Below are 21,868 nucleotides of genomic sequence, written 5' to 3'. Positions count from 1 at the left end.
CCGCCTTCCGCGACCCCGGCCGCGTATCGCGACGGGCGTTCCGCGACCCCCGAAAGGAAGTCCCGACTTGCCGTCACATTCCAGAGATTCCGATCGCGAGACGGCACGCGACGCCGATTCGGGGGACGCCCGCGACGCCGACCTGGACCCCGATCTCGACGCCGAGCACGACCTCGAGCCGAGGGATCTGGGTGTGTTCGAGTGGGGACCTGAGGTCAGCCGCCCGGATTCCCGAATCTGATTTCGTGGGCTCCGAGATCCTGGTAGCCGATGTTCCTGACACCGTCGTTGAGAAGTTCCGCGAGCCAACGCGCTTGGTGATCCCGGCGATCCTTACCCGATTTCCAGAACCATAATGGGGCGATGTACCGAGTCAGGTGCATCTGTGACAGGTCCTCAAGATCCCAGTGGATGAATCGCGCGAATGCGGTGACGGCAAGCAGCTGCATCCGCCTGGGGCGAATCCGGTCGGTCCGGTCATCGAATATTTCCTTGCGGAGCTGGTCTATTTTTCTCGCAATTGGCATGCGCGCGCCGGTGAAGTCGGGCGAGCCCGATGCAAAGCGGAGAGTCACCTCCGAAGGAAGCCAGTCCGTCAGGTCGACGATCAGGGCTCCACCGTCGTATCGACTGCCCTGGACCTGTTGGGCTGCCTTTGAAACACGTTTCCTCACGCTACCGCCACTGGCTATCCTCTTGACCTCGACCGCGTATTCCTTTGCGTCATTCCGAACAACGTAGTCCGGGCTCGTCCCGTTGGGTTTGGTCAACACGCCAACGGATACGCCAGCGCAAGACAGGGCAGCCCCGACCCACAATTCGCTCTGCGCCCGATAGGCTTGATGCGGGGTCACGCCGATGGTGCCGCGAACTGCGCGGGAGAGGGCCTCGACGATCGGCTCCAGCGCAGAGACTGGAGCCGTTGATCCAGGGAACGCCGGTTGTCATCCAGGACTTCCTGCGCCACCGCCTGCGGCAAGTAGTGTGACTCGAAATACTCGAGGTCGAGTTCCTTGACCGAGGCTCCTGGCGCTGGGCGGCGATCGAAAGGCAAGTCTCCGGCGCGTTGCCGCTCGCTCAAGCGCTGCTCTTCTTCTCGAGAGGCGGACCGTACGGCCGGGCCAACCCTCACCCAGACACGCCCCTGGTAGCGTACCGGCGGACTCCGTGAAGGCTCAACGACAATCACGGCGACAGCCGGAGAGGACATGCTTCTGAACGATCGGGGACGGGATGGGTATGATGTTCCCGTCGTCCTTCATGCCCGCGAGTTGAGTCAGGAGTTGGTCGTTGATGGTTGCGTTGGCGCAGCTACCATCGTCCTCTACTCCAATGAAGATTACCCCGGGCAGACCATGTCCCGGAAGGTCGTTGGCAAGCGCGCAGATGTTCCGCCGGAGGTTGCTCCGGTCGGAGGCGGAACTCTTGCGTTCTACGCGATCCGACTCGATATCGCTCCGCAAGCGGTCCAGTTCGCGTTCGGGCAGGTATTCCGATGCCCATGCCTCATCGTCGCGACCTGCAATGCTTCTCTGCCCCATGGCTCTACTCCGGTCAGTGTTCAAGGGCTTCCGATCTCCCTCGAAGTGGACCCCTGATACCAAGAGCCTACCGACGAGATCCGACGAGAATCCACGGTCTTACGTTCCGGGAGGCACGCGGCCCCATCGTCACGCATACAATAGGAGAGCCCGCCGACGGCGTATCATCGAGCCAAGTGGGAGGACTGGGAGGACCGAGGTGTTGCGCTCAGGCGGCGGCGTCCCGGGCCTCGATGATCGCGTCGGCCAGGGGGGCGGCGGAGATGAAGTCGGAGACCGCCGCGTCCACGGCGATGCCGGTGCCGGCGAGGCGACGAGCGGCGTGCGGCGCGCCGGGGCCGCGACGCTCGACCTGTGCGATCTGGCCTGCGGCCGCCTCGACGGCTTCTGGGAGCACTGGCTCATGCCGTGGGACGTGGCTGCGGGCGTGCTCATCGTGCGGGAGGGCGGCGGCACCTTCGGCCCCCTCCCCTCGTGCGGCGATCCTGCGCTCGACGAGGCGATCCAGGGCGGAGAGGCGATCGCCCGCGCGTTCGCCGGCACGGGCGAACTGGCGCGCGGCGCGGGAGGCGGTTTCCTGGCCGGCAACAGACGTCTCGATCCGACCCTGCACGACTTCTGGTCCGAGGCGATGCTGGATCTTTAGCCGCTCTGTTCGGGCCGTAACACGCCCTTGCACTCCGAAGCGAGGTTTTCTGCGACTTCCTTATGCAGCGGGGTTCCTCGTTCCGGCCAGCCTGCAATCTCACCGTGTCGCGGCGGGGTCTCATCGAGCGTGAACGTCAGGTCTGTGCCCTCGATATCCGACTCCGCAAAGTCGCCGCGTCCACGCATGGTTTGGTTCACACGGTCGAAGTATTCGTCGGCGTGGCCCCATATTCCTTGCTCATCCAACCCGTCGATTCGGAACACGGAAACCGCGCCGGACCTGTCCGGTCGAAAAAGCCGCCAAGTGGCGACGGTCTCGCCGGCGACCGTCTTGAGCTCTCCCTTGTTGAAGGAGAGCCGGGTTATGGAGAGGCTCACGGTTGAGCGGAAAGCTCCTGCAAGATCCGCATGACCGTAGCCGGAAGCTCGCCCGCGAAGGGCTTCGTTCCAGAGTAGGAGTTGTCACCTACGAGCGCCGCGTAGCCGAGCTTTCTCTGTGAGTTGATCGTGAGGATAAGGACCCTTCGCCGAGCGAACCGCCACTCCAGAAGCGCGTCGCCGGTATCGGGATCGAACGAGCAGTAAGGGTCGCCGAGATCATCGAGAGGGCACTGCTCCGCGACATCAAGGGCCAGAGGGATCGTCTCCGGATCAGCGGGTATCGCGTCATCGATCCAGCCTGGCTCCCCGCACTCGTCGAGCTCCTTCTGAAACCGCAGCCGAAGCATGAAGCGTTGCAACCTGCGGGCCTGCTCAGTCGCATTGGATTGCACCGCGTCACGGCCGGCCTGCCAGGTTCGGATGGCCTGCCGTTCGCGCTGGCCGCGGTTCGAGGGGCGAGGGCTCCAGATCGCCACCGGGAAAGATGGCGCACCAAACGGCGGCGCACCGGTCAAGGTGGACCTGCCGTCGTACTGAGCCAAGGCTGGCGTCATGACCACTCTCCTCGCGCACCGATCTTGTCGAACATCGTCCACGCCGTCACGACGGCGGACTGGATCGCCGTGTACCGCTCGTAGAAGCTCGCCCGCGAAATCTGATCATCCACCAACCGAGTCTCGAACATGATCCGGATCCTCTCGAATCCTCCGCCTTCCGCAGGCTTGACCGCGAACCGGGACGTCACTGCCCGTACAAGGAGCAACCGCAGCCGCAGGTCCAGAAGAAACACGGTGCGTGCTTTGCCTCCGATTGCTCCGCTGCCTTTTTCCTCCAGTGCCTCGCGTGACACCTCGACACCGGCCTGGAGAGAGAGTTGGGCAAAAGGCTCGCCCCGGAACGCGACAAGAGCAGCGTGCTCCGTCTCCGTGTCCGATAGCAGGAATCCCCACTCGTCAGGAGATTCCACATCCGCCGGCTTCGCCGCGAACCCGAAGCCCTCAATCCACTCCCTCATCACATCGGGCGTCGGCACGGTTCCCCTTTCATGAGCCCCCTTCTCTCAAGGCGCGCAGCCGTTGAGGTTATGGAGCCCAAAGCCCCGGATGGGGTGGTCCGCACCCGGTTGCCTGGTATCGCTCGCGGTGCTGCGCTGTCCCACGGCTGTGCTCCGGTCAGTGGTAAAGGCCTCCCGTCTTCCCCGAAGTGGACCCTTCTGACACCACGAGTCTACGGGCGAGATCCGACGGGAAGCAACGGTTTCGCGTTTCAAGGGAGGCGGACAGCCTTCGAGTCACGCACATGATAAGGGAGCCCATCAACGGCGCCTCATCAGGTCGCTGGCAGGGCGAGGTGCTGCGGTGCGCGGGGGGGGGGGCGGCGCTCTGAGGGTGGCCAGTCAGGAGGGGCCGGCGGCGGCGTCCCGGGCCTCGATGATCGCGTCGGCCAGGGGGGCGGCGCCGAAACGGATGGGGTCGGTGGCGGGGAGGCCGGTGACCTCGCGCGCGTGGCGGACGGCGGCGCGGGCCTCCGCCTCGGAGATGTCGTAGGTCGCGAGGGAGACGCCGATCACGCGGCCGGCGACGTCCGGACAGGCCCAGGCGAGGGCGCCCTCGTAGCGGCGGATGATCTCGTCGAGATCCGGAAGCTCGACCCAGCCGTGGTTGCCGCCGTAGATGCGGGGGCGGCTCGGCATCCAGGTGAGGATCATCGCCTGCGGCAGCGTGCCGTGCAGCAGGCCCAGCGTGACGCCGGAGTAGCCGGGGTGCATGAGCGACCCCTGGCCTTCGACGAGCACGATCTCCGCCTCGCCGTCGCCGGCGCCCGGGGCGGCGCCGGACCCCGAGGCGCGCCCGCCGTCAGCGGCGGCCTCCAGCGTGAGGCACTCGGCGGCGCCCGAGATGAAGTCGGAGACCACCGCGTCCACGGCGATGCCCCTGCCGGCGATGAGGATCCCCGTCTGGCCGGTGGCGGCGAAGGCCGCCCGCACGCCGCGCTCGGCGAGCACGCGCTGCAGTTCGAGGGAGACCGTCATCTTGCCCGTGTTGCAGTCCGTGCCGACGGTCAGCACCCGGAACGCCTCCGTCCGCATGGCGCGGCCCGTGCCCACCGGGAGGTCGTCCGGCGGCTTGCGGAGGTCGAAGAGCGCGCACCCGCGCGCCTCCGCCAGCGCGGCCAGTTCCGGGTCGTCGCAGAGGAAGAAGTGCAGGCCGCCGATGATGTCGAGCCCCGCCTCCAGCGCCGCCACGAGCACGGTCCGCCACGCCTCCGGCAGCCGTCCGCCCTGGGGCGCGATCCCGATCAGGAGCGCCTCCGGGCGCGGCTCGTGCGCGAGCGCCTCCTCGAACGTCGCCACGATCGGGATGTCGCCGCCGAAACCGAGCGTCTCGCCCACGGTGCGCCCGGCGAAGCGGGACTCGATCACCGAGGTCACGCGCTCGGGCTGGTAGCGGACGGCCGAGGAGGCGGTCTTCGCCGTCTCGACGCCGAACGCGCCCTCGCAGAGGATGGTGATCCGGGACGAGGAGAGCCGTTCCCGGGAGGAGGAAGTGCCCGCCGTGCTCACGAGCCGCCGGCGCGCTCCGTTCCGCCGGCCGCCTCGGCCGCGTCGTCGTCGGATTCGCCGGACTCGTCGGACTCGTCGGGCAGGTCCGACAGGTCGAGGAGTTCGGCCTCCGGGATCTCGTCGGACTCGGCGCCGGCGCCCAGGGCCTTCAATTCCTCCTCCGGCTCGCCGGAGGCGAGGAGGCCCATGGAGGCCTTCATGGCGAGCAGCTTGTCCTCGACCGCCGCGTCGCCGCCGGCCTCCAGCGCCGCGAACTCGCCCAGCAGCGTGTCGCCGGTGAGTTCCTCGGTGACCTCGGCGCTCGCCAGGGCGCGGCGTTCCGCCTCCTCGATCTTCTCGGTCATCTGGTCGAAGGCGCGGAAGGCGCTCTTGTCCTGCAGCCCCTGCATCGTGTCGTGGATGCGCTTCTGGGCCTCGGCGCGCTTCTGCTTCGCGATGAGGAGGTTCTTCTTGCGCTTCGCCTCCTCGATCTTGGCGTTCAACTGCCGCAGCGAATCCTTGAGCTTGTCCGTCTCGGCGCGGTGCTTCTGCCACTGCTCCTCGAGTTCGCGCGCGTGCTGCGCGTGCTCCTGCCCGCGCACGAGCGCCTGCCGGGCCAGGTCGTCGCGGCCCTCGCGGATGGCGAGCCGCGCCCGGCGCTCCCACTCCGTCGCCTGGCCGCGCGTCTCCTCGAACTGCGCACGCAGCTTGCGCTCGTCGGCGATCGCGACCGCCACCTCCTGCTTCGCCTGGGCGAGCTGGCGGCGCATGTCCTCGATGATCTGGATCAGCATCTTCTCGGGGTTCTCGGCCCGAGCGATGAGGTCGTTGATGTTCGAACGAATCAGGCGGGTAAGACGGTCCAGGACACCCATTTCATGCCTGTCCTTGTGTTTTTTCTTCAGTCGCTGGGGATTTCGGTGGTCAAGCTGTCCCAGTGCGTGGTCAGCGCCAGGGTGAGGCTCTCGAGCGTGGCGCGGAACTCGGAGAAATCGAGGTTCTCCAGCTCCAGCGTGTCGCTCAGGATGACCTCGTCGTTCTCGAGACCGTAGGCCCCGTGGATGAGGTCCACCGCGTTCAGCTCCAGGAGCCGCCGGTAGAGCGCGAGCTGGTCCTCGTCGTCGATCGGAAGGGCCCGCACGTCGGCGCGGCATACGAGGACGGGCGGCTGGTAGTTGACCACGATTCCCGGCCGCTGCTCCGCGGACTCGCCCGTGGCGTGGACCAACCAAAGTCCTTCGTCGAGTTCCTCGAAGTCCGCTTCGGTGCGGATGAGGTAGCTCTCAATGTCTTCTCTGTTCAGCATCGATTCGGTTCCCGCAGTCGTGAATCGGGTCGCGCCCCCGGGCGCGTCTCAGCCTGTCTCATCCGCTGGCGGCGCGTCGCCTCGCGCGCCGGTCTCGAGGAGGCGGGTCATGAACCGCTGCTCCTCCGTCAACCGGTCCACCTGACTCGCGAGGAGCGCCACGTGTTCGCGCAGTCGCTCGATCTCCTCGTCGTCCCCGGCGGACTCCACCTCGGGACGCGACGGGCGCGCCTCGAACCACTTCGAGGCCACCTCGCCGAGCGTGATGAGCCCGACGATGATGATGATGAAGATGAAGACGCTCATCTGCCCTGTGTCCCCCCGGGACCGGCCGCCATCGGCTGTCACGGACCTACGGGGCGGCCCGAACCGAAGTTTCCCGCGGGCGGCCGCGCGACCGCCGAACGGGGGGCCATGTTAACGTCCCGTCACCCACCACGGAACCCGGTTGGAACGCTCCCGTCAGGGCGGTGAGCGCGATGGTAAGCGAGAGCCCAAGACTCCGGCGCGTGATGGCGATCCCGTCCATCCTCCGGACGGCCGTCCGAGACTTCACGGCGTCAGGCGGAGGGGCTGGACACACGTCCGTCGCGGCGGATGAAGCCGTCGAACAACCCTTCGAGCCGGGCCATTCGTTCACGCAGGTCCGCTACATCCCGGGTCAGGCCCGTGAGATCTCGGCGGATGCCCAGAAGCACAGGCGTGAACGCGCCAACGAGCGCGATGGCCGCTCCGATAATCGTCCAGCCCTCTGCCGTCATGCCCCGTCTCCTCTTCCCCGTGAGTCCGTTACCGATACGGACCCAATCTCCGCGTAAGCCTCAATGTGGTATCAAGTGGGGAGGGCCTCAAGCACCGTCATGCAGACCCCGGCCAAAAGAAAGGGGCCGGCGGGTTCCACCTCGGGACGCGACGGGCGCGCCTCGAACCACTTCGAGGCCACCTCGCCGAGGGTGATGAGCCCGACAACGCCCGGGCACCCGCCACGGAACCCGCGCGGGGGCGGAGCGGAGAGGTCGAAGCCGAGACACAGGACGAGTTGCTCCTCTGGAACCCGCCACGGAACCCGCGCGGGGGCGGAGCGGAGAGGGGTTACCCGGCGCCGGCGCCCGGGGTCTCTCTGGCGCGGATCAGGTCGGCGAGTTCCTGCATGCCGGCACGCATTTCCTCGCGGAGATCGTTGATGTCGCTGCGGACTTCCTCGCGCAGATCGCTGATGTCGCTGCGGACTTCCTCGCGCAGGGCTCGCATTTCCAGGCGCAACTCGCGCACCTCCGATTCGAGGCCGGAGACCCGCGCTTCGAGGCCGGAGACCCGGCTAACGAGTTGAATCTGCGTGTCGTGGAGGGCGTTCGTCCGCTCCCAAAGAAGGGAGAAGGCTCCCGCCATGACCGTGAGCGCGATGGTGAGCGAGAGACCGAGGTTCCAGCGGGTGATGGTGATGCCGTCCGTCGTCCGGTCTCGGTCCGCGCGCGTAGTCGAGCCCGTGCCGGGGCCGGGTTTTCCGACAGCGGTTCGAGACTTCGCGGCGTCCGTCTTCGACTTCGACATGGGCGATCCCTGGTGACGAGGTGAACCTAACCGATCGTCGTGGCGCGCGGAAACTTCGCCGCGCACCATGCGTCAAAGGATCGCAGCGCTGATCAACAGAGGGTCAACGAGATATCGGGGGACTCGGGTTACTGGGCTCCAGGAGGCGCTGGAAGGGAGTACGGCGTCCGATGGCCGCGTGCGAGCGTCTCGGCGGCATCGCGAGGGGCCACCCGAGGGAGCGCGACCTGAGGTTGGCCTGGGCCGACACAGGGGCACCGCTTCGAGCGGTACGCCGCTCCGTTGTCGGTCATGAGCTGGCCAATCCCGGTCCAACGATAACGGGGTCTGGAGAGAGGGGGGGGTGCGAGGATGTCGTCGCCCAGATGGATCACGGCGCCGGGCCGATCAGGGGCGAGGTCGGCGGCCGAGACCTGGCACGGCTCGGCGAAGGCGGCATTGACCGTGTACGCCAGGGAGGATCTTGGGTTCCCTCCTGCGCCGCACCGCCGTGCCGACCGGGACATGGCCACGCGTTTCCAGATACCACAGCACGTACTCGCCCCTCCTGCCCAACGGAGTGGCGGAGGGAGGGCCTTCCTCCTCAAACGGAAGCGTCTGCTGCGGCCCGAGGCGATCCGCTGACACGTAGAAGATGTCCTCGCGCAAGCGTTGCTTGCCGCCGGCGTCCCAACTCGCGTCGCCACTCTCTCCGTGCTCACGCGGAGGATACGCCGCGAAGTACGCACTTCCTTCGCTCCCGAACGACGCCTCGAGCCGAACGGTGTCGTCCGAAGCATCGGCGTGACGAGTGGGGCACGGCCCTGGGCGCGGTCGTTATCTCCGACATCGACCGGGCGGTCGCGCGCTGGCACGCACGCGGCTGCGGTCGGCTCACGATCCGCAACTACGCACAGCGTCTGCGCACCTTCTTCCGGTTCGCTGAACACCAGGGCTGGTGTAGACCGGGGCTGGCCGACGGGATCATGCCGACACGGTTCCATCCCGGTGAGACGCTTCCGAAGGGACTCAACCGGGACGAGGCGCGACGCCTGCTCGCAACGTCCGAAGGCAACCGGCCGGTCGACGTGCGTGACCGGGCCATCCCGATGGTGCCGATCGCGTACGGATTGCGTGCCGGCGAGGTCGCCGGCCTGCGGCTCGATGATCTGGACTGGGAAGAGGAGACGCTGCGGGTACGCCGCTCCAAGTCGGGATGCACGCAACACTATCCGCTCTCCCGCGGTGTCGGACGGGCAATCGTGCGTTACCTCACCGAGGCTCGTCCGATGCGCCCGGAGAGGGCGCTGTTCTTCACGCTGATCGCTCCGATTCATCCGGTAGACCGGAACGTAGTGTCGGGCATCGTCCGAAGACGCGTGGATCGGCTTGGGATCACCGGCAAGCGTCGCGGTGCCCATGCACTGCGCCACGCCGCAGCGCAGCACCTGCTCGACCGTGGCCTCTCCTTCAAGGAGGTCGGCGACTACCTCGGCCACCGCAGCACCTCGTCCGTCGCCGTGTACGCCAAGGTGCAGCTCAGCACCCTCCGCGAGATCGCCGACATCGATCTGGAGGGGCTGGCATGATGCTCCGGGATGCGGTCAACGACTATATCGCCTGGCGCCGCGCCCACGGCGCGAAGTTCGACAGCGGCGCACGCCTGTTGTATCTGTTCCTGGAGCATGTCGATGGCAGCATCGGCTGCGACACCGTCGTCCAGGCCGACGTTCTCGATTTCCTTGCCGGCAGGGGTCCGCTTACCCGGTACCGCGCCAACAAGTACGGTGCCTTGGCCGGCTTCTACCGCTACGCGATCAGCCGCGGCTATCTGACCCGGTCGCCGCTTCCAGCACGTAATAGCGAGCCGAGACGATCACGCTCGGTACCGTCTTACGTCTATTCCCGCAACGAGTTGCAGCGCCTGTTCGACGCCATCGGTATCAGTCGGCGGGGTTCGCATCAGATCGACGCCGACACTCTGCGGACGCTGCCGTTGCTGCTCTACGGCGCAGGGCAGCGCTTCGGCGAGGCCCGGCGCCCGACCCTCGGCGATGTCGACCTGCCCGATGCGCTGCTGACCATACGCGACACCAAGTTCTACAAGACCCGCCTCGTTCCCGTCTGCCCGAAGCTTGCCGACGCGCTGGGTGCCCACGCCGCCAAGCGCGCCGAACGCCCCTTTCCCAAGGGCACCGCCTCGACCTTCCTCGCCAATCGCGACGGTGCGCCTCTGGCCGAGCGCACGACCCGCACCGCGTTCGCCAAGCTGCTCAAGGTTGCCGGGATCGGGCTTCCCGGCGACGGACGGCGAGCTCCGTGCCTTCACTCGCTGCGCCACGCAGCAGCCGTTCACCGGCTGGAGTCCCGGTACCGGCAGGGTGCCGATGTCCAGCGACTGCTGCCTGCTCTCTCCATCTGGCTCGGGCACACCAAGCTCGATGGCACCCGGGTCTACCTCTCGATGACGCCCGAGCTGCCGCGGCAGGCTTCGGTGCGCTTCGACGCCTACGTCAACGAAGGAGACAACCATGAGTAGCCCCCGCACCCTCGGTCCCTGGCTCCGCCGCTTCCTCACCGAGCACATCGTCACCGAGCGCAACCTCGCCCGCAACACCCGGAAGAGCTACCGCGACACCTTCCTCCTCCTCCTGCCGTTCGTCGGCACCAGGATCCGCAAACCGGTCGACCGGATCGCGATAGAGGACCTCACGCCCCGGCGCGTGCGCCAGTTCCTCGACCACCTCGAGGAGGACCGCGGCTGCTCCGTGCAGACTCGCAACCAGCGGCTATCGGCGATCCGCGCATTCGCACGCTTCGTCGCCAGTCGCGATCCCGCGCGCATCGAGTGGACCGGCTGTATCCGGACGATCGCCTCGAAGAAGGCGGCGCCGAAGCCGATCGGGTGGCTCACCAAGACCGAGATGGCCGAACTGCTCGAGGTCCCGAACCGCCGAACGCCCAGAGGCCGGGTCGAACACGCCCTCCTCCTCTTCCTCTACAACACCGGCGCCCGCGTCTCCGAAACGACGCAGCTCCTCGTGGACGATCCGCGGATCGGACGACGCGACGGCGCACACGCGCTCGTCAACATCCATGGCAAGGGCAGAAAAGAGCGGCAGTGTCCGCTGTGGCCGCGGACCGAAGCCGTGCTCGCCGAGCTCGCGCAGGGCCAGAAAGCCGCAGACACCGTCTTCCTCAGCCGGCAACGAAGACCGTATGCGCGGTTCGGCGTCTATCGGCTCGTCGAGCGCTCCGGAGCCCGCGTACCCTCGCTCGCCGGAAGACGGATCACGCCTCACACGATCCGTCACACGAGCGCCCGCCACCTGCTCCGGGCCGGGATCGATCTGAACACGATCCGGGCCTGGCTCGGACATGCCAGCCTCGACACCACCAACGTCTACGCCGAGATCGACATGGAGATGAAAGCCAAGGCCATGGCACTCTGCGATGCCACGGAGCCCGGACCGGATCGCCCGTGGAAGACAGGCAACGGACTCATGAGTGTCCTGACCGCACTCTGAGAGAAGGATATTATGTTGCGTTCATATGGCGCATCTTCATGTCCAGCAATACGATACGACTCGCCCGCAACATAACCGGGACCGCAACATAATTCCCGTTATGTTGAACTCAACATAACGGGAGATCCGCACGTCCGGTTCGACGAGCAGCCCTCTCTGCCAACGGCATGGAGACACGAAGGGAGAAAGATATTAGAGTAGGGCGAGGCAGAGAGTTTCACGATGGAACGAGGAGACGGAATGAAGTTGAACGGAACGTCCCTCCCTTCGGGGGAGGGCAAGCGAGGCGAGGCGGCGGGGCCGGATCCGGAGGTTGCGGCGAAGGCGACGCGGCGGCGGTTCACCGCGGCGTACAAGCTGTCGGTGGTCGAGAAGGCGGACGCCTGCGAGACGTGAATCCCCGCCTTCAGTACATGTTCCGCTGAGCCCGCAGTGACTCGGAGTAGCGGGGCGCCGGAGTGAGGGGCTACTTTCGCGGTGAGAGGCTCCAAGAGCACGTCGGACCGCGCCGCCGCCCGTCATCCGGACCCTTTAGGAGCGGATCCGGTATACCTTTGGACGACTCGCGCGGTCCCGTACCGCCCCCAACCATGATTGAGCAACAGCCGACGGCTGAGACGGATACGAGATGAAGACCAAAGCCCCTTCTACTCCCGTGATTCTGGCCGTGTCCCTGGCCGCGGCCTGCGACGACGCACCCACCACCCCAACCGCTCCCACCGCGCCGGACGGGCCTCCCGCGCTGGTCACTCTCGCGACCGAATCGGCGGCCGCGCGGGAGGGAGAAACCGTTGGCCTGAAGATCGGAGTCAGCCCCTTGCGGGCACACGGGATCTCGGTCGGCTACACGATCGGGATCGACACCGATCCCGGGACCGCGGACGCCGACGGCTCGGACTACGAAGTCGGCGCGGGCGGCACGATCCGGATCGAGGCGGGCGCGGCGGAGGCGACCCTCGAGATTCCGATCGCCGACGACACCGACATCGAACCGACTCGCGAGGTCTTCGTCGTTACGCTCGAAGCCGGGGACGGAGGCATGGCGTACCGCATCGGGCCTCGACGGTCGGCCACGGTGACCATCGAAGAGGGCGTGTGCGACCGTTGGGACAGGGTACGGGACGGCATCGTAGGCCAGTCGGCGGTGCAGGACTGCGCGGAAGTAACGGACGCGCACCTGGCGTCGATTACCGAACTGGACCTGAGCGCTTTATTCGGCGAGACACCCATCTCCATCCGGGCGGGTGACTTCACGGGCCTGACGGGTCTGAGGGTCCTGCAACTCCAGGAAAACCTCCTTGAGCGGCTGCCCGAGAGCGTGTTCGCGGGGCTGTCGAGCCTGGAGTCCCTGGACTTGACCTACACCGGACTCCGCGCGCTGCCCGCGAGACTCTTCGCCGGGCTGTCGAGCCTGCGTGAACTGCGACTTCCCGAGAACGGGCTGGAGAGGCTGCCGGCGGGCATCTTCTCGGACCTCTCCGGCCTGAGAGTCCTCGATCTCGCGGACAACGCGCTGCCGGCCCTCCCCCCGACGGTCTTCCGGAGCCTCGCGCAGCTCGAGGTGCTGTGGCTGGACGCGAACCGGCTCGCCAAGCTGCCGGAGGGCGTGTTCTCGGATCTCTCGCAACTCAGGCGTCTGGCCCTCGGCTACAACGACCTGAGCGGGTTGCCGGCCGGCATGTTCACGGGGCTGTCCCACCTGGAAGAACTGTTTCTGCAGGAGAACGCCGGCGCACCGTTCGTCCTGCGGCCTGAACTCGAGCGGGTGGACAACCCGGATCACCTGGCGCCGGGCCCCGCGCGCGTGGCGGCCACCGTCGTCGAAGGCCTGCCGTTCGAGATCTCGTTCGGGCTCACCGCGTACGACGGCGCGCTGTCCTCCGAGGCCGTCACGTTCGCGGCCGGGACGGGCGTGAGCGGCGAAGTCACCGTGACCCGATCCGGGGAGGATGCCGGCGCGACGCACGTCAGTGTGAGCGCGCCACCCGCCCTGCCGCCCGGCTTCTTTGGGCTGGTTCTCGCCCCCGGCGACCCCATCGTTCTGTTCGCGGCGGACGCCAACCGGCCTCCCCTCGCCGAGCGGTCGATCCCACCGCACCGATTGCAGGCCGGCGCGCACGAGGTCGCCGTGACGAACGCGCTTTACTTCAGGGACCCGGACGGCGACTCCCTCGCCTACACCGCCGCGTCCGGCGATGTCGGCGTCGTCTCCACGGGCGCGGACGGCGAGCGGATCACGCTCGAACCCGCCGGCCCCGGGACGGCGACCGTGACGGTCACCGCGACGGACGGTGCGGGGCTGGGCGTCTCGCAGTCGTTCGCCGTGCAGGTGCGGGATCGCGTCCCGGGCGCGTTCGAGATCGACATCGTGCCGATGGATGCGGGCGCGGAATCCCTGAGCCCGAGACTTCGCGACGCAGCGGGGCACTGGATGGATGTGCTCCGGGAGAGCGAGCTGCCCAACGTGCCCGTTCCCGAGAACACGGAACTCGGCTGCACGAGCCTGACCCTGGACGCCCGCATGGGAGAGGTGGATGACCTCACCGTGCTTGTTTCGGTTCGGAGCGTTGACGGACCCGGCGGAACTCTGGGATACGCGGCGACATGCTGGTTGCGCGCGGAGTCCTTGCTTCCCGTACTCGCCGCCATCCACATCGACGCGGACGACGTTGAACGGCTCGGGGAGGAGGACGCGAACGCCGTCATCCTGCACGAATTGGGCCACGCGCTGGGCATCGGACCGAGCTGGGAAGAGCTGGGGCTGCTCCGGTGGACCAGCAGTCCCGGTATCCCCGTCGACCTCTACTTCGCGGGCCCGCTGGCGATCGCCGCGTTCGACTCGGCCGGCGGAACCGACTACGAATATGCCAAGGTGCCGGTGGAGATCCGAGGGGGGCTTGGTTCAGTTGACTCGCACTGGCGGGAATCGGTGCTCGGCCCCGAACTGATGACGTCGCGTCTGAATCGCGGCGCTGAGCATCCGCTGAGCGCGGTTACGATCTGGTCGCTGGCCGACCTGGGGTACACGGTCGATGCGAGCCTCGCCGATGAGTATGCGCTGCCCGGCACCGGCGGTGAGGCCGCGGATGTGCCGAAGCGCCAACGCGCGCTCTCTCTCGACCTGACCGGGGACATTCTCTCCCCGCCGCTACTCATCTTCGACCGGGATGGACGCGTCGTCCGCCGGGTGACCCGCAACTGAAGCGCCGGGGAGTTGCCGGATGTTACGCCACCTCTCGCGCTCCGCGCCGAACCCGCCACGCTCCGAAACCGCGACAGATCCGCGCCCTCGATCGCCCCGCCGCCGACCCCGGCGGGACGACCCCGGTGGCCAGGCGCGCCAGGGGCGGAGGCACCACCAACCAGACACGGACGCCAGGAACGTGGCCCTCGGACCGAGAATCGATGTCGCGCGCGCGGCCCCAACCCGGGATCATCCGCTCCAGCACGTAGCCACGCACCGCTCCCATCATGACAGGTGCGGACCTCATGCGGCCGCCGCGAGGCGGTAAGGAGATAAGGATGCAGGAATTGATTGAGCGTCCGGGCAACACGGAACCCGTAGCTGAAGTACCGGTTGACGGTGGAGTCCCCGTCCCGGCTCGCGGAGCGGAGGAACCCCGGGAAGAAGTACCAGGAACCGCCGCGGAGGACCCGACTGCTACACTGTCCAGACTGCCAAGCGCTCCCATTCGCCGGGGCGCCTGCACTTGTGGCGCTGAAGCTCACGGTGCACCGGGTCCCAGTCCGGCTCGGGACGGGGAACCCGCGAGGGGCGGAAGCGGAGGGAACAGCGCCGCCTCCAGAGCGGCGTCGTCCAGCCCTTCCGGCAGCGGCCGCGAAAGCCCGGCCCCCCTCGCCCGGCCCGCGTAGTCGCTCACCGTGCTGTTGGCGACGCCCAGCGAGGCCGCGATCTCGCGGTGGCTGCGCCCGAGTTCGTACTTCAGGCGCATCAGTTCTCGGATCTTGCGCATGGACAACCTCTTCTGCGACACCCTCTCCCTCCTCGTCTCGGGGGACCTCCGCCGAGAAGGGAAGAGGGGGGCGCTACAGCAGGTTCTCCAGCACCGCTACTCGCTCGCTCCAGGGTGATCGGCATGAATCGGAATCACCGATCCGCATGCACTGGAATCGGTGATCGGCATGCACTGGAATCGGTGATCGGCATGGATCGGAATCAGTGATCGGCACGCGTCGGAATCCGCAGGATCGGAGGTCCGCCGCCGCCCCGCCCAATGATCCTGCTACCACTGTCTTGTCGGACACGAGTTCGCTCTCGTCCTCCCCGTCGCCCTGCTGCGTGGCTTCGATCGTCTTCTTCGCCTGGTACTTCAGCGACTCGATGATCCCGCCGAGGATCCCCTTCACCCAATCCCACGCATCCGCGCGGTTGACGTCGATCACCTTGAACTGGATCGGATGGAGGCCTTTCGCATTCACTCCGAGAATCAGCGCGTCCCACGAGTCGATCCGGCTCATGTTGAAGCTCACGAACGGGGCGTTCCGGGCAGCTTCAGACAAGTTACGGACGAAATTCGGCTTGTTCGATTCGTGTCGCACTCCCAGAACGTGTCGAGGCTGGGCATGACGGCGTGTTTCGCTGTCGAAGTTCTTCCTGTCGTTGACGAACCGCAGGTCCACGATGAACCGAAAGTTGGCCTTGCTGTTCGACAGCCTCCCGGAAAATCGGAACCCCTTCAGGACGAGTTCACAGGTCTCGGGCGTCCTAGGCCTGTCGCTTGCCATTTACTCCGCAGCTCCCGTTCCGGCGGGCGACTGGGGGAACTTCGCCTCGGCGAACTTCTGGAGAGCTTTCGGAGCGAAGGCGGCGATGAGGAACGCCATCGTGATGTAGAGCCCATTGGGCCGCTCTGCGCGCCGGAATGCAGCACCGAGACCAGCCCGAAGGTGATGCTGGCCGCGAGCGAGGTGATGCTCATCAACCGCATCGAGTATGGATTGCCGTGATGATCTTCCAGAGAACCCGTCTCGGTTCGAGACATTCCGCTCTCCTCGCCACGTCATTTGGGATTTGATCGGGAGCGTAAGGAGCCGGAGGAAGAATAAAACCGCGCCTCCCAGCGGCCCCGGCCGAGCAAGCCACAGGACCTCCCGCGTGGATCGCGCACGTGAAAGCCCCTCATCTCCTATACGTCGAAAGCGGGCAAGACTTCACACGACTCGTCGGCCAAGGCGCAACACGTTCCGTCGGTGGCCGGGTTCTGCGCCCCCGGTCTTCCTCGCGCACCCTGGGCGCAGGGCTGGCGCGCCGCCACGAAACCTCGCTATGGTACATTCCAACCAAATTTGGGGGGGGGCACAGAGAGTCGCACGCTGCGCCAAGTCAGGGCGGCCATCTCTGAACACCTTTCGTAGCGGGGCAGGAGGTCCGATGGTTCGATTTGAGGTTCGCCGGTCGGTGGCGGCCTCACTCCTCACGACAACGACTGGAGTCGAGGGGCAGCGGTTGATGGAGATCGACGGGGACGAACTTACGGCCCCCGCGCGCAGCAGCCAGTACCCCGCTGCCAAGCGGAACGTCTCCGAGACGGCCCAGATCGCCGTGTCGAATGAGCAGAAGAAGGCGAACTCCGGCCGTCTCACGACTGTCTATCCCGTCCGGTGCAGTGGGGAGCCGCGGCTGGCTCCATGCAGTGGGGTAGCGATCTGACGGCCTGCCGTAAGATCCACCCGCCAGGCCGTTACGTCCCGGTGTACGCTGAGCACCAGCCTCGCTCTGACAACGGGATCCAGGGCACTACAGCTACCCACATCTATCAATCTTCTGCTTTCAGTGCTGCCGCTCGAAACCAGCCGGCGGCTCCCGCTGTTCGGTCCCGACACAGCTCACTTCCGAGAACAAGGAGCAGACCTCATGCTCGCACGCCGCCTTCACGCTCTGCTGATCATCCTGATCGCATGTCCGCTCTCGACGACAGCCGTCTTGGCGCAACAGACGATCACCTTCGACCACGCCCGGGACAGCGATCGCACGTATACGTTGAACTTGAAGGATCGAGAGCAGTTTACGATCCAGATCGAGAACACGTGCGAGTCCATGTTTACATATGAGATCCGCAGTCTCGAACCTGAACCGCCGGTCGCCGGTCTTATGCCCCTGCTTACTACGAAAGAACTTTCGGTCACGCATGACGACATCTATGGGGGTTACGTCGTTCTACTCACCCGCAACGGCGAAACCGAATGCGAAGGCGGCAAAGCACTCCAGGACCGCGTTCTGACGATCTACGTACGAAGCTCGAGTTGGGCGCTCGCCTTCGGCGGCGGTTTCACGGTACGCTCGCTAACAGATCCAGCGTACGCGCTGCAGCCACATCCGTCAGTGACCGACGCAAGGCGGATCATCGCCGAGCCTGACAAGAGAGATGATTTTTCCCTTGGGGTCGCAACTCTCGCACACGTGTACCACACACGTCGGCCATGGCTAGCTGTAACGTTTGGATTAGGAATACAAGAGCCGGCCAAGACAGAGTACTATTTGGGACCTAGTATTCGCCTTGGCGACAAAATGACCGTGAGCCTTGGAGTCGTCCTAGGTGCCGAGTCGCGATTGCCAGCCGGCGTCAACATGTCTCAACCCGTTTTTGATGACAACATTTTGTCAGACTTGCCTAGGAAGAGCAGCTGCGGTTGGTTTCTTGCGCTATCATATTCATTTCTGCAGGCTGTCGACCAATTGAAGAAGCCGTTCGCCGGATCGAATACTGGAGGATAGCGCGGAAGACGTGTGCGGCGGTGCGGCTGCCGCGACGTGTAAAACCAGACAGGTGCAGAAATGGAGAGCTTCAGGTCGGCGTTGCGCGGAGTTCCTGTAGTAAACCCGGATCCTGCATTGGCGGATAGTCGTGGGCCGGGGGCGTGATTATGACCCGCGGGGGCGGCGGTTCGGTGCCGGGAGGGGCGTTTTCGAGGCGGCGCCGGGCGTCGGGGACGTCCCGGGGGCGCTCCCGGAGCGTCCCGGGCGGCTCGCGGAGACACGGGGAGGGGGCGCCGCCGCGCGGCGCCTTCGGAAAGCCGGAGTTGGGACCGGTCAGGCGGGCGCGGGCGGCGGGAGACCCCGCTCGATGGCCCGGAGCGCCGGTCGCGGGAGGCCGAGGGCCGGTTCGGCGCGCGCGAACCCGAGCGAGGTTCGGCGGGCGTGGGAGGTGATCCTGGCGGGGGCGCGCAGCAGGCGCAGGCGGATGCCGCGCGGCTGGACGGCGCGCCAGCGGCCGCCGAGGCAGTTCGCGCGCGGGATGTGGAGGAGTTGGTGGGCGAGCGCGGCGAGGCTCCACGGCAGGGCGTTGCCGCCGAGGTCGTCCACCGCGGTGCGCCCGGCCGAGAGCTGGCCCAGCTCGGCGATCCGCTGCTCGACGACCGCGCCCGCGTTGTAGGCGCGCCACGCCTCGACGGGGCCGATGCCCTCGATGTTGTGAGGTGGTCCTACTTCGTTGGACAGTCCGAGGGCAAAGTTAAGGTGGATTCCGAGTGATTGTGAGAGCCCTCGGGAGCATTCTCCGTGAGTTGTCCCGGGGTGGGTGCTCCACCCGTAGGTCCTCCACCGGCGGGGGAAGGACAGGTTCCAACATGGGCCCCGGTGGCCGGGAGGGGAACCCGGCCGGTGACCGGGGCTTGGCCGCCGATGGCGCGAGGCGTCCGGGACGGGCGGATCCCGGGTTTCCGCTCGGCCGCGGCGACTCGGGAGGGCGCGCTCCGGCAGGTGCGGAGATCCGCCGTTCACACCGCCCCCGTGCCGTTGCGGTAGGCCTCGCCCGGCGTCCGCCCGCCGAGGGACGAATGCGGGCGCACCTCGTTGTAGAAGTCGATCCACGAGCCGATGATGCGCTCGGCGTCCAGCCCGTCGCGGAGCTCGTGGAGGTACACGGCCTCGTACTTCAGCGACCGCCACGGCCGCTCGATGAAGATGTTGTCGAGGAAGCGGCCCCGGCCGTCCATCGAGAACGCCACGCCCGCACCCAGCACGCGCTCGGCGAACGCCTCGCTGGTGAACTGGGCGCCCTGGACGCTCTCATGTTTGTCAAGCGGACGATGGGGCGGTGAGGACGCGGTAGATCTCGCGGGCCACGTAGCGCTTCAGGCAGCGCATCACCTCGCGCTTGGAGAGGCCCTCCCCGGTGCGCCGCTCGACGCCACCAGCAGCAGCCGCCAGATCAGCGCCGTGGCGTTGTCCCCCCGCTTGAACCGCTTCGCCGCGGTCGTGCGGAGCCGGACCGAGGCGAACGGGCTCTCCACCACGTTGGTCGTCCTCAGGTGCCGCCAGTGCTTCTCCGGAAAGTCGTAGAAGGCCGTCATCCGGTCCAGTCGTCCTCGAGCACGGCCACCGCCTTGGACTGCGCGTCCGCGTAGCGGTCGGCGAACGCGTCGCGCGCCTCCTTCGCCGCCGCCCGCGAGGGCGCGTACGCCGCCGCGCGCAGCATCTCCCTCGCCGCGATCTGCTCTCTCTTGGGCAGCCGGTCCAGCACGTTGGTCGTCTTGTGGTTCCAGCACCGCTGCTCGGCGGTCTCCGGCCACACCTCCCGCGCCGCGCCCCGGATCCCCAGGTTCCCGTCGGCCACCAGAAGCTTCGGCGTCCCGAGCCCCCGAGCCTTCAGATCCCTCAGCACCGCCGCCCACGACGCCGTCGACTCGCGGTAGCCCGGCGTGACCGCCAGCACCTCCTTCGTCCCGTCGCTCATCGCGCCGATGACGACCAGCAGGGCCGCCTTGTCCTTCTCGAGCCCCGCCTTCACGTAGATCCCGTCCGCCCACGCGTACACCAACTCACGGTCGCCCAGCGGCCGCCGGCTCCACGCCTCGTGCTCCGCCGTCCACCTCGCCCTGAGCCGCCTCACCGAGGACTTCGACAGCGGCGCCCCCTCGCCCAACAGCCCCCTGAGCGCCAGCTCGAAGTCGCCCTCGGCCAGCCCGTGCAGGTACAGCTCCGGGATCAAGTCCCCCACCTCCCGCGTCCGGCGCGCGAACAACGGCAGCACCCGGCTCTCGAACCGCTCCTCCAGGCCCCCGACCCGAGGCCGCCGCACCTCGATCGTCCCCGAACTCATGGCCAGACGACGCGGCTTGCCGTACCCGTTCCGGTAGCCCGGAGGCGCGTCCACCGCCGCACGCCGTTCAGACTTCACCCGGCCCAAGAGCTCCGTCACCTCCTCCTCCAGCGCCGCCTGGATCATGTCCCGCGCCTGCTCCCGCACCCACACCTCCAGCGTCTCCCACGCTGGCCCGTCGAATCTCTCCCGCGTATCGTTGCCCATGAGGCGACGTCCTTTCTCCGGGTCTCCCCCCGGATCCGCTGTGATTGGTCAGCTGAAAGGTACGTCGCCTCCCTTTTTACACACCTTTTGTTCCTACCTCAACCGGCCCTCACATACTCACTGTCGGTATTGAGGATCTCCGGAGCCCGCCGGCCCAGCGCGTCGTCCAGCGCGTCCACGCGGAACGACGCGTCCATGGTGTTCGACAGCCGCCACGCGAGCATGTGCCGGGTCGCCCGGTCCATCACCGCCACGAGGTAGAAAAACCCTTGCGTCACGGGGACATGGGTGATGTCCGCGCACCACACGTGGTCCGCCCGCGAGATCGCCAGGCCGCGCAGCAGGTAGGGAAAGACCCGGTGCTCCGAGTTCGCCACGCTCGTGCGCGGCCGCCGGTAGGTCGCCTCCATTCCCATCAGCCGCATGAGCCGCCGGATCCGGTGCCGGCCCGCGACGACGCCCTCGCGGCGGAGATGGCGCATCATCTGCCTGCTCCCGTAGAACGGGTAGTCCATGTGGAGCTCGTCCATGCGCCGCATGAGCGCCAGGTTCTCCGCGCTCTCCCCCTTCGGCCGGTAGTACCGCGACGACCGGCTCACCCCCGCCAGCGCACACTGCCTTGAAAGACTCGGCGGCCCGTCCCGCTCGATCATCCGCACCCGCTCCGCCCGGCTCAGCGCTTGAGCCCGCGACGAAAAAAATCCCGCTCGACCGTGAGCTCCCCGATCTTGGCGTGCAGCTCCCGGACCTTCGCCTCGTGCTCCTTGGCGAGCCTGCGGCCCGCGCCCCCGGCGAACACCTCCGGCAGCCCCTCGAGCAACTGCCGCTTCCACGTGCTCACCCGGTTCGGATGAAGCTCGTGCCGCCTCGCGATCGCCTGCACGCTGTCCCGCTCGCGCAGCGCTTCCAGCGCCACCCGCGCCTTGAACTCCGGCGTGAACCGCCGTCTCTTCCCGGCCATCTCGGTGCCTCCCGTTCCTTCCTGGAATCCACCTTAACGACCTGTCCAAAAAACTGGGACCACCTCAGACCGCTGGCGCGCCGACCGTAGGGTCCGGTGGCTATTCCGTCGCTTTCGCTCCGGGCCTCAGACCGGCTCCCGTAGTTACGTTTCCAGCCCCCGC

26 protein-coding genes and 3 pseudogenes are annotated in these 21,868 nt (G+C 67.1%); 9 read left to right on the top strand and 20 right to left on the bottom strand.

What is annotated here, in order from left to right:
* The first annotated feature begins 67 nt into the window (after positions 1 to 67).
* Positions 68 to 241, top strand: coding sequence for a hypothetical protein (locus tag ACOQPP_RS19090; RefSeq protein WP_419167215.1), 174 nt, complete (start codon positions 68 to 70; stop codon positions 239 to 241).
* On the opposite strand, the gene ACOQPP_RS19085 is transcribed toward ACOQPP_RS19090, so the two are convergent.
* Together ACOQPP_RS19085 and ACOQPP_RS19080 are read right to left on the bottom strand one after the other, a co-directional pair.
* Entirely contained in the window at positions 216 to 770 is a 555-nt protein-coding gene (locus tag ACOQPP_RS19085; protein WP_419167216.1) for a hypothetical protein, read from the bottom strand. The two genes, ACOQPP_RS19090 and ACOQPP_RS19085, sit on opposite strands and share 26 nt — an antisense overlap.
* Before the next feature lie 405 nt (positions 771 to 1,175).
* Positions 1,176 to 1,541, bottom strand: coding sequence for a helix-turn-helix domain-containing protein (locus ACOQPP_RS19080; protein ID WP_419167217.1), 366 nt, complete (start codon positions 1,539 to 1,541; stop codon positions 1,176 to 1,178).
* 199 nt (positions 1,542 to 1,740) lie between these two features.
* Between ACOQPP_RS19080 and ACOQPP_RS19075 the strand changes: the two genes are divergently transcribed.
* Positions 1,741 to 2,187: an inositol monophosphatase family protein gene (locus ACOQPP_RS19075; RefSeq protein WP_419167218.1), complete on the top strand. Its 447-nt coding sequence runs from the start codon at positions 1,741 to 1,743 to the stop codon at positions 2,185 to 2,187.
* Here ACOQPP_RS19075 and ACOQPP_RS19070 read toward each other — a convergent pair.
* From ACOQPP_RS19070 to ACOQPP_RS19030, 9 genes are all read right to left on the bottom strand, one after another.
* Entirely contained in the window at positions 2,184 to 2,567 is a 384-nt protein-coding gene (locus ACOQPP_RS19070) for a hypothetical protein (RefSeq protein WP_419167219.1), read from the bottom strand. The two genes, ACOQPP_RS19075 and ACOQPP_RS19070, sit on opposite strands and share 4 nt — an antisense overlap.
* On the bottom strand, positions 2,564 to 3,124 hold the full coding sequence (locus ACOQPP_RS19065; protein WP_419167220.1) for a hypothetical protein: 561 nt from the start codon (positions 3,122 to 3,124) through the stop codon (positions 2,564 to 2,566). Before ACOQPP_RS19065 ends, ACOQPP_RS19070 begins: the two co-directional genes overlap by 4 nt.
* Positions 3,121 to 3,585, bottom strand: a complete 465-nt coding sequence (locus ACOQPP_RS19060) for a hypothetical protein (protein WP_420637195.1) — start codon at positions 3,583 to 3,585, stop codon at positions 3,121 to 3,123. The genes ACOQPP_RS19065 and ACOQPP_RS19060 overlap by 4 nt, the downstream gene beginning before the upstream one ends.
* A 381-nt stretch (positions 3,586 to 3,966) precedes the next feature.
* On the bottom strand, positions 3,967 to 5,133 hold the full coding sequence (locus ACOQPP_RS19055) for a DUF1611 domain-containing protein (protein ID WP_420637194.1): 1,167 nt from the start codon (positions 5,131 to 5,133) through the stop codon (positions 3,967 to 3,969).
* Positions 5,130 to 5,987: a PspA/IM30 family protein gene (locus ACOQPP_RS19050; protein ID WP_420637193.1), complete on the bottom strand. Its 858-nt coding sequence runs from the start codon at positions 5,985 to 5,987 to the stop codon at positions 5,130 to 5,132. Before ACOQPP_RS19050 ends, ACOQPP_RS19055 begins: the two co-directional genes overlap by 4 nt.
* Before the next feature lie 26 nt (positions 5,988 to 6,013).
* Positions 6,014 to 6,418, bottom strand: coding sequence for a hypothetical protein (locus ACOQPP_RS19045; RefSeq protein ID WP_419167224.1), 405 nt, complete (start codon positions 6,416 to 6,418; stop codon positions 6,014 to 6,016).
* Positions 6,419 to 6,466: 48 nt separating this feature from the next.
* Positions 6,467 to 6,724 (bottom strand): hypothetical protein, encoded by a 258-nt coding sequence (locus tag ACOQPP_RS19040; protein ID WP_419167225.1) that lies wholly within the window; start codon positions 6,722 to 6,724, stop codon positions 6,467 to 6,469.
* 254 nt (positions 6,725 to 6,978) lie between these two features.
* Entirely contained in the window at positions 6,979 to 7,179 is a 201-nt protein-coding gene (locus tag ACOQPP_RS19035; RefSeq protein ID WP_419167226.1) for a hypothetical protein, read from the bottom strand.
* A gap of 331 nt (positions 7,180 to 7,510) precedes the next feature.
* Positions 7,511 to 7,969 carry a hypothetical protein gene (locus ACOQPP_RS19030; protein WP_420637192.1) on the bottom strand — a complete coding sequence of 153 codons (459 nt, stop codon included), beginning with the start codon at positions 7,967 to 7,969 and terminating at the stop codon, positions 7,511 to 7,513.
* Positions 7,970 to 8,139: 170 nt separating this feature from the next.
* Between ACOQPP_RS19030 and ACOQPP_RS19025 the strand changes: the two genes are divergently transcribed.
* The 5 genes from ACOQPP_RS19025 to ACOQPP_RS19005 all read left to right on the top strand — a co-directional run bounded on the left by ACOQPP_RS19025 (position 8,140) and on the right by ACOQPP_RS19005 (position 14,677).
* Positions 8,140 to 9,537, top strand: coding sequence for a tyrosine-type recombinase/integrase (locus ACOQPP_RS19025; protein ID WP_420637191.1), 1,398 nt, complete (start codon positions 8,140 to 8,142; stop codon positions 9,535 to 9,537).
* Positions 9,534 to 10,487, top strand: a complete 954-nt coding sequence (locus ACOQPP_RS19020; RefSeq protein ID WP_420637190.1) for a tyrosine-type recombinase/integrase — start codon at positions 9,534 to 9,536, stop codon at positions 10,485 to 10,487. The genes ACOQPP_RS19025 and ACOQPP_RS19020 overlap by 4 nt, the downstream gene beginning before the upstream one ends.
* Positions 10,480 to 11,475, top strand: coding sequence for a tyrosine-type recombinase/integrase (locus tag ACOQPP_RS19015; protein ID WP_420637189.1), 996 nt, complete (start codon positions 10,480 to 10,482; stop codon positions 11,473 to 11,475). Before ACOQPP_RS19020 ends, ACOQPP_RS19015 begins: the two co-directional genes overlap by 8 nt.
* Positions 11,476 to 11,715: 240 nt before the next feature.
* Entirely contained in the window at positions 11,716 to 11,871 is a 156-nt protein-coding gene (locus tag ACOQPP_RS19010) for a hypothetical protein (protein WP_420637188.1), read from the top strand.
* A gap of 232 nt (positions 11,872 to 12,103) precedes the next feature.
* Positions 12,104 to 14,677 (top strand): leishmanolysin-related zinc metalloendopeptidase, encoded by a 2,574-nt coding sequence (locus ACOQPP_RS19005; protein WP_420637187.1) that lies wholly within the window; start codon positions 12,104 to 12,106, stop codon positions 14,675 to 14,677.
* A gap of 353 nt (positions 14,678 to 15,030) precedes the next feature.
* On the opposite strand, the pseudogene ACOQPP_RS19000 reads toward ACOQPP_RS19005, so the two are convergent.
* The 3 genes and pseudogenes from ACOQPP_RS19000 to ACOQPP_RS18990 all read right to left on the bottom strand — a co-directional run.
* Positions 15,031 to 15,204: pseudogene (locus tag ACOQPP_RS19000) on the bottom strand (SUMF1/EgtB/PvdO family nonheme iron enzyme); the annotation flags it as partial.
* On the bottom strand, positions 15,201 to 15,449 hold the full coding sequence (locus tag ACOQPP_RS18995) for a sigma factor-like helix-turn-helix DNA-binding protein (protein ID WP_420637186.1): 249 nt from the start codon (positions 15,447 to 15,449) through the stop codon (positions 15,201 to 15,203). The gene ACOQPP_RS18995 and the pseudogene ACOQPP_RS19000, both read right to left, overlap by 4 nt.
* A gap of 73 nt (positions 15,450 to 15,522) precedes the next feature.
* Positions 15,523 to 16,116, bottom strand: coding sequence for a hypothetical protein (locus ACOQPP_RS18990; protein ID WP_420637185.1), 594 nt, complete (start codon positions 16,114 to 16,116; stop codon positions 15,523 to 15,525).
* Between the two features lie 751 nt (positions 16,117 to 16,867).
* Here ACOQPP_RS18990 and ACOQPP_RS18985 point away from each other — a divergent pair.
* On the top strand, positions 16,868 to 17,146 hold the full coding sequence (locus ACOQPP_RS18985; RefSeq protein WP_420637184.1) for a hypothetical protein: 279 nt from the start codon (positions 16,868 to 16,870) through the stop codon (positions 17,144 to 17,146).
* 204 nt (positions 17,147 to 17,350) lie between these two features.
* Entirely contained in the window at positions 17,351 to 18,211 is an 861-nt protein-coding gene (locus ACOQPP_RS18980; RefSeq protein ID WP_420637183.1) for a hypothetical protein, read from the top strand.
* A 315-nt stretch (positions 18,212 to 18,526) separates the two neighbouring features.
* Here the strand turns inward: ACOQPP_RS18980 and ACOQPP_RS18975 are convergent, their stop codons facing one another.
* From ACOQPP_RS18975 to ACOQPP_RS18950, 6 genes and pseudogenes are all read right to left on the bottom strand, one after another.
* On the bottom strand, positions 18,527 to 19,216 hold the full coding sequence (locus ACOQPP_RS18975; RefSeq protein ID WP_420637182.1) for a transposase: 690 nt from the start codon (positions 19,214 to 19,216) through the stop codon (positions 18,527 to 18,529).
* Entirely contained in the window at positions 19,213 to 19,458 is a 246-nt protein-coding gene (locus tag ACOQPP_RS18970; RefSeq protein WP_420637181.1) for an integrase core domain-containing protein, read from the bottom strand. Before ACOQPP_RS18970 ends, ACOQPP_RS18975 begins: the two co-directional genes overlap by 4 nt.
* 55 nt (positions 19,459 to 19,513) lie before the next feature.
* Positions 19,514 to 19,624, bottom strand: a pseudogene (locus ACOQPP_RS18965) (IS110 family transposase); the annotation flags it as partial.
* Positions 19,624 to 20,744: pseudogene (locus ACOQPP_RS18960) on the bottom strand (IS256 family transposase); the annotation flags it as partial. The pseudogenes ACOQPP_RS18960 and ACOQPP_RS18965, both read right to left, overlap by 1 nt.
* 98 nt (positions 20,745 to 20,842) lie before the next feature.
* Positions 20,843 to 21,397 carry an IS3 family transposase gene (locus ACOQPP_RS18955; RefSeq protein WP_420637180.1) on the bottom strand — a complete coding sequence of 185 codons (555 nt, stop codon included), beginning with the start codon at positions 21,395 to 21,397 and terminating at the stop codon, positions 20,843 to 20,845.
* 20 nt (positions 21,398 to 21,417) lie between these two features.
* The gene (locus ACOQPP_RS18950; protein ID WP_420637179.1) at positions 21,418 to 21,705 is read right to left on the bottom strand and encodes a transposase; all 288 of its coding nucleotides are present in this window, start codon (positions 21,703 to 21,705) and stop codon (positions 21,418 to 21,420) included.
* Positions 21,706 to 21,868 lie beyond the last annotated feature (163 nt).

The organism is Candidatus Palauibacter sp., assembly GCF_965222475.1.
Classification (GTDB): domain Bacteria; phylum Gemmatimonadota; class Gemmatimonadetes; order Palauibacterales; family Palauibacteraceae; genus Palauibacter.
Note: the sequence above shows the minus strand (reverse complement) of the source record. Positions and strands in the feature narration are given on the sequence as shown.

Excerpts from the sequence above, each read along its gene's own strand:
- ACOQPP_RS19030 (WP_420637192.1), bottom strand. The coding sequence starts at position 7,969 with ATGTCGAAGTCGAAGACGGACGCCGCGAAGTCTCGAACCGCTGTCGGA.
- ACOQPP_RS19080 (WP_419167217.1), bottom strand. The coding sequence starts at position 1,541 with ATGGGGCAGAGAAGCATTGCAGGTCGCGACGATGAGGCATGGGCATCG.
- ACOQPP_RS18980 (WP_420637183.1), top strand. The coding sequence starts at position 17,351 with ATGCTCGCACGCCGCCTTCACGCTCTGCTGATCATCCTGATCGCATGT.
- ACOQPP_RS18950 (WP_420637179.1), bottom strand. The coding sequence starts at position 21,705 with ATGGCCGGGAAGAGACGGCGGTTCACGCCGGAGTTCAAGGCGCGGGTG.
- ACOQPP_RS19015 (WP_420637189.1), top strand. The coding sequence starts at position 10,480 with ATGAGTAGCCCCCGCACCCTCGGTCCCTGGCTCCGCCGCTTCCTCACC.
- ACOQPP_RS19045 (WP_419167224.1), bottom strand. The coding sequence starts at position 6,418 with ATGCTGAACAGAGAAGACATTGAGAGCTACCTCATCCGCACCGAAGCG.
- ACOQPP_RS19005 (WP_420637187.1), top strand. The coding sequence starts at position 12,104 with ATGAAGACCAAAGCCCCTTCTACTCCCGTGATTCTGGCCGTGTCCCTG.
- ACOQPP_RS19050 (WP_420637193.1), bottom strand. The coding sequence starts at position 5,987 with ATGGGTGTCCTGGACCGTCTTACCCGCCTGATTCGTTCGAACATCAAC.
- ACOQPP_RS19025 (WP_420637191.1), top strand. The coding sequence starts at position 8,140 with ATGGCCGCGTGCGAGCGTCTCGGCGGCATCGCGAGGGGCCACCCGAGG.
- ACOQPP_RS18995 (WP_420637186.1), bottom strand. The coding sequence starts at position 15,449 with ATGCGCAAGATCCGAGAACTGATGCGCCTGAAGTACGAACTCGGGCGC.
- ACOQPP_RS19010 (WP_420637188.1), top strand. The coding sequence starts at position 11,716 with ATGAAGTTGAACGGAACGTCCCTCCCTTCGGGGGAGGGCAAGCGAGGC.
- ACOQPP_RS19060 (WP_420637195.1), bottom strand. The coding sequence starts at position 3,585 with ATGAGGGAGTGGATTGAGGGCTTCGGGTTCGCGGCGAAGCCGGCGGAT.
- ACOQPP_RS19065 (WP_419167220.1), bottom strand. The coding sequence starts at position 3,124 with ATGACGCCAGCCTTGGCTCAGTACGACGGCAGGTCCACCTTGACCGGT.
- ACOQPP_RS18955 (WP_420637180.1), bottom strand. The coding sequence starts at position 21,397 with ATGATCGAGCGGGACGGGCCGCCGAGTCTTTCAAGGCAGTGTGCGCTG.
- ACOQPP_RS19035 (WP_419167226.1), bottom strand. The coding sequence starts at position 7,179 with ATGACGGCAGAGGGCTGGACGATTATCGGAGCGGCCATCGCGCTCGTT.
- ACOQPP_RS19040 (WP_419167225.1), bottom strand. The coding sequence starts at position 6,724 with ATGAGCGTCTTCATCTTCATCATCATCATCGTCGGGCTCATCACGCTC.
- ACOQPP_RS18985 (WP_420637184.1), top strand. The coding sequence starts at position 16,868 with ATGGTTCGATTTGAGGTTCGCCGGTCGGTGGCGGCCTCACTCCTCACG.
- ACOQPP_RS19020 (WP_420637190.1), top strand. The coding sequence starts at position 9,534 with ATGATGCTCCGGGATGCGGTCAACGACTATATCGCCTGGCGCCGCGCC.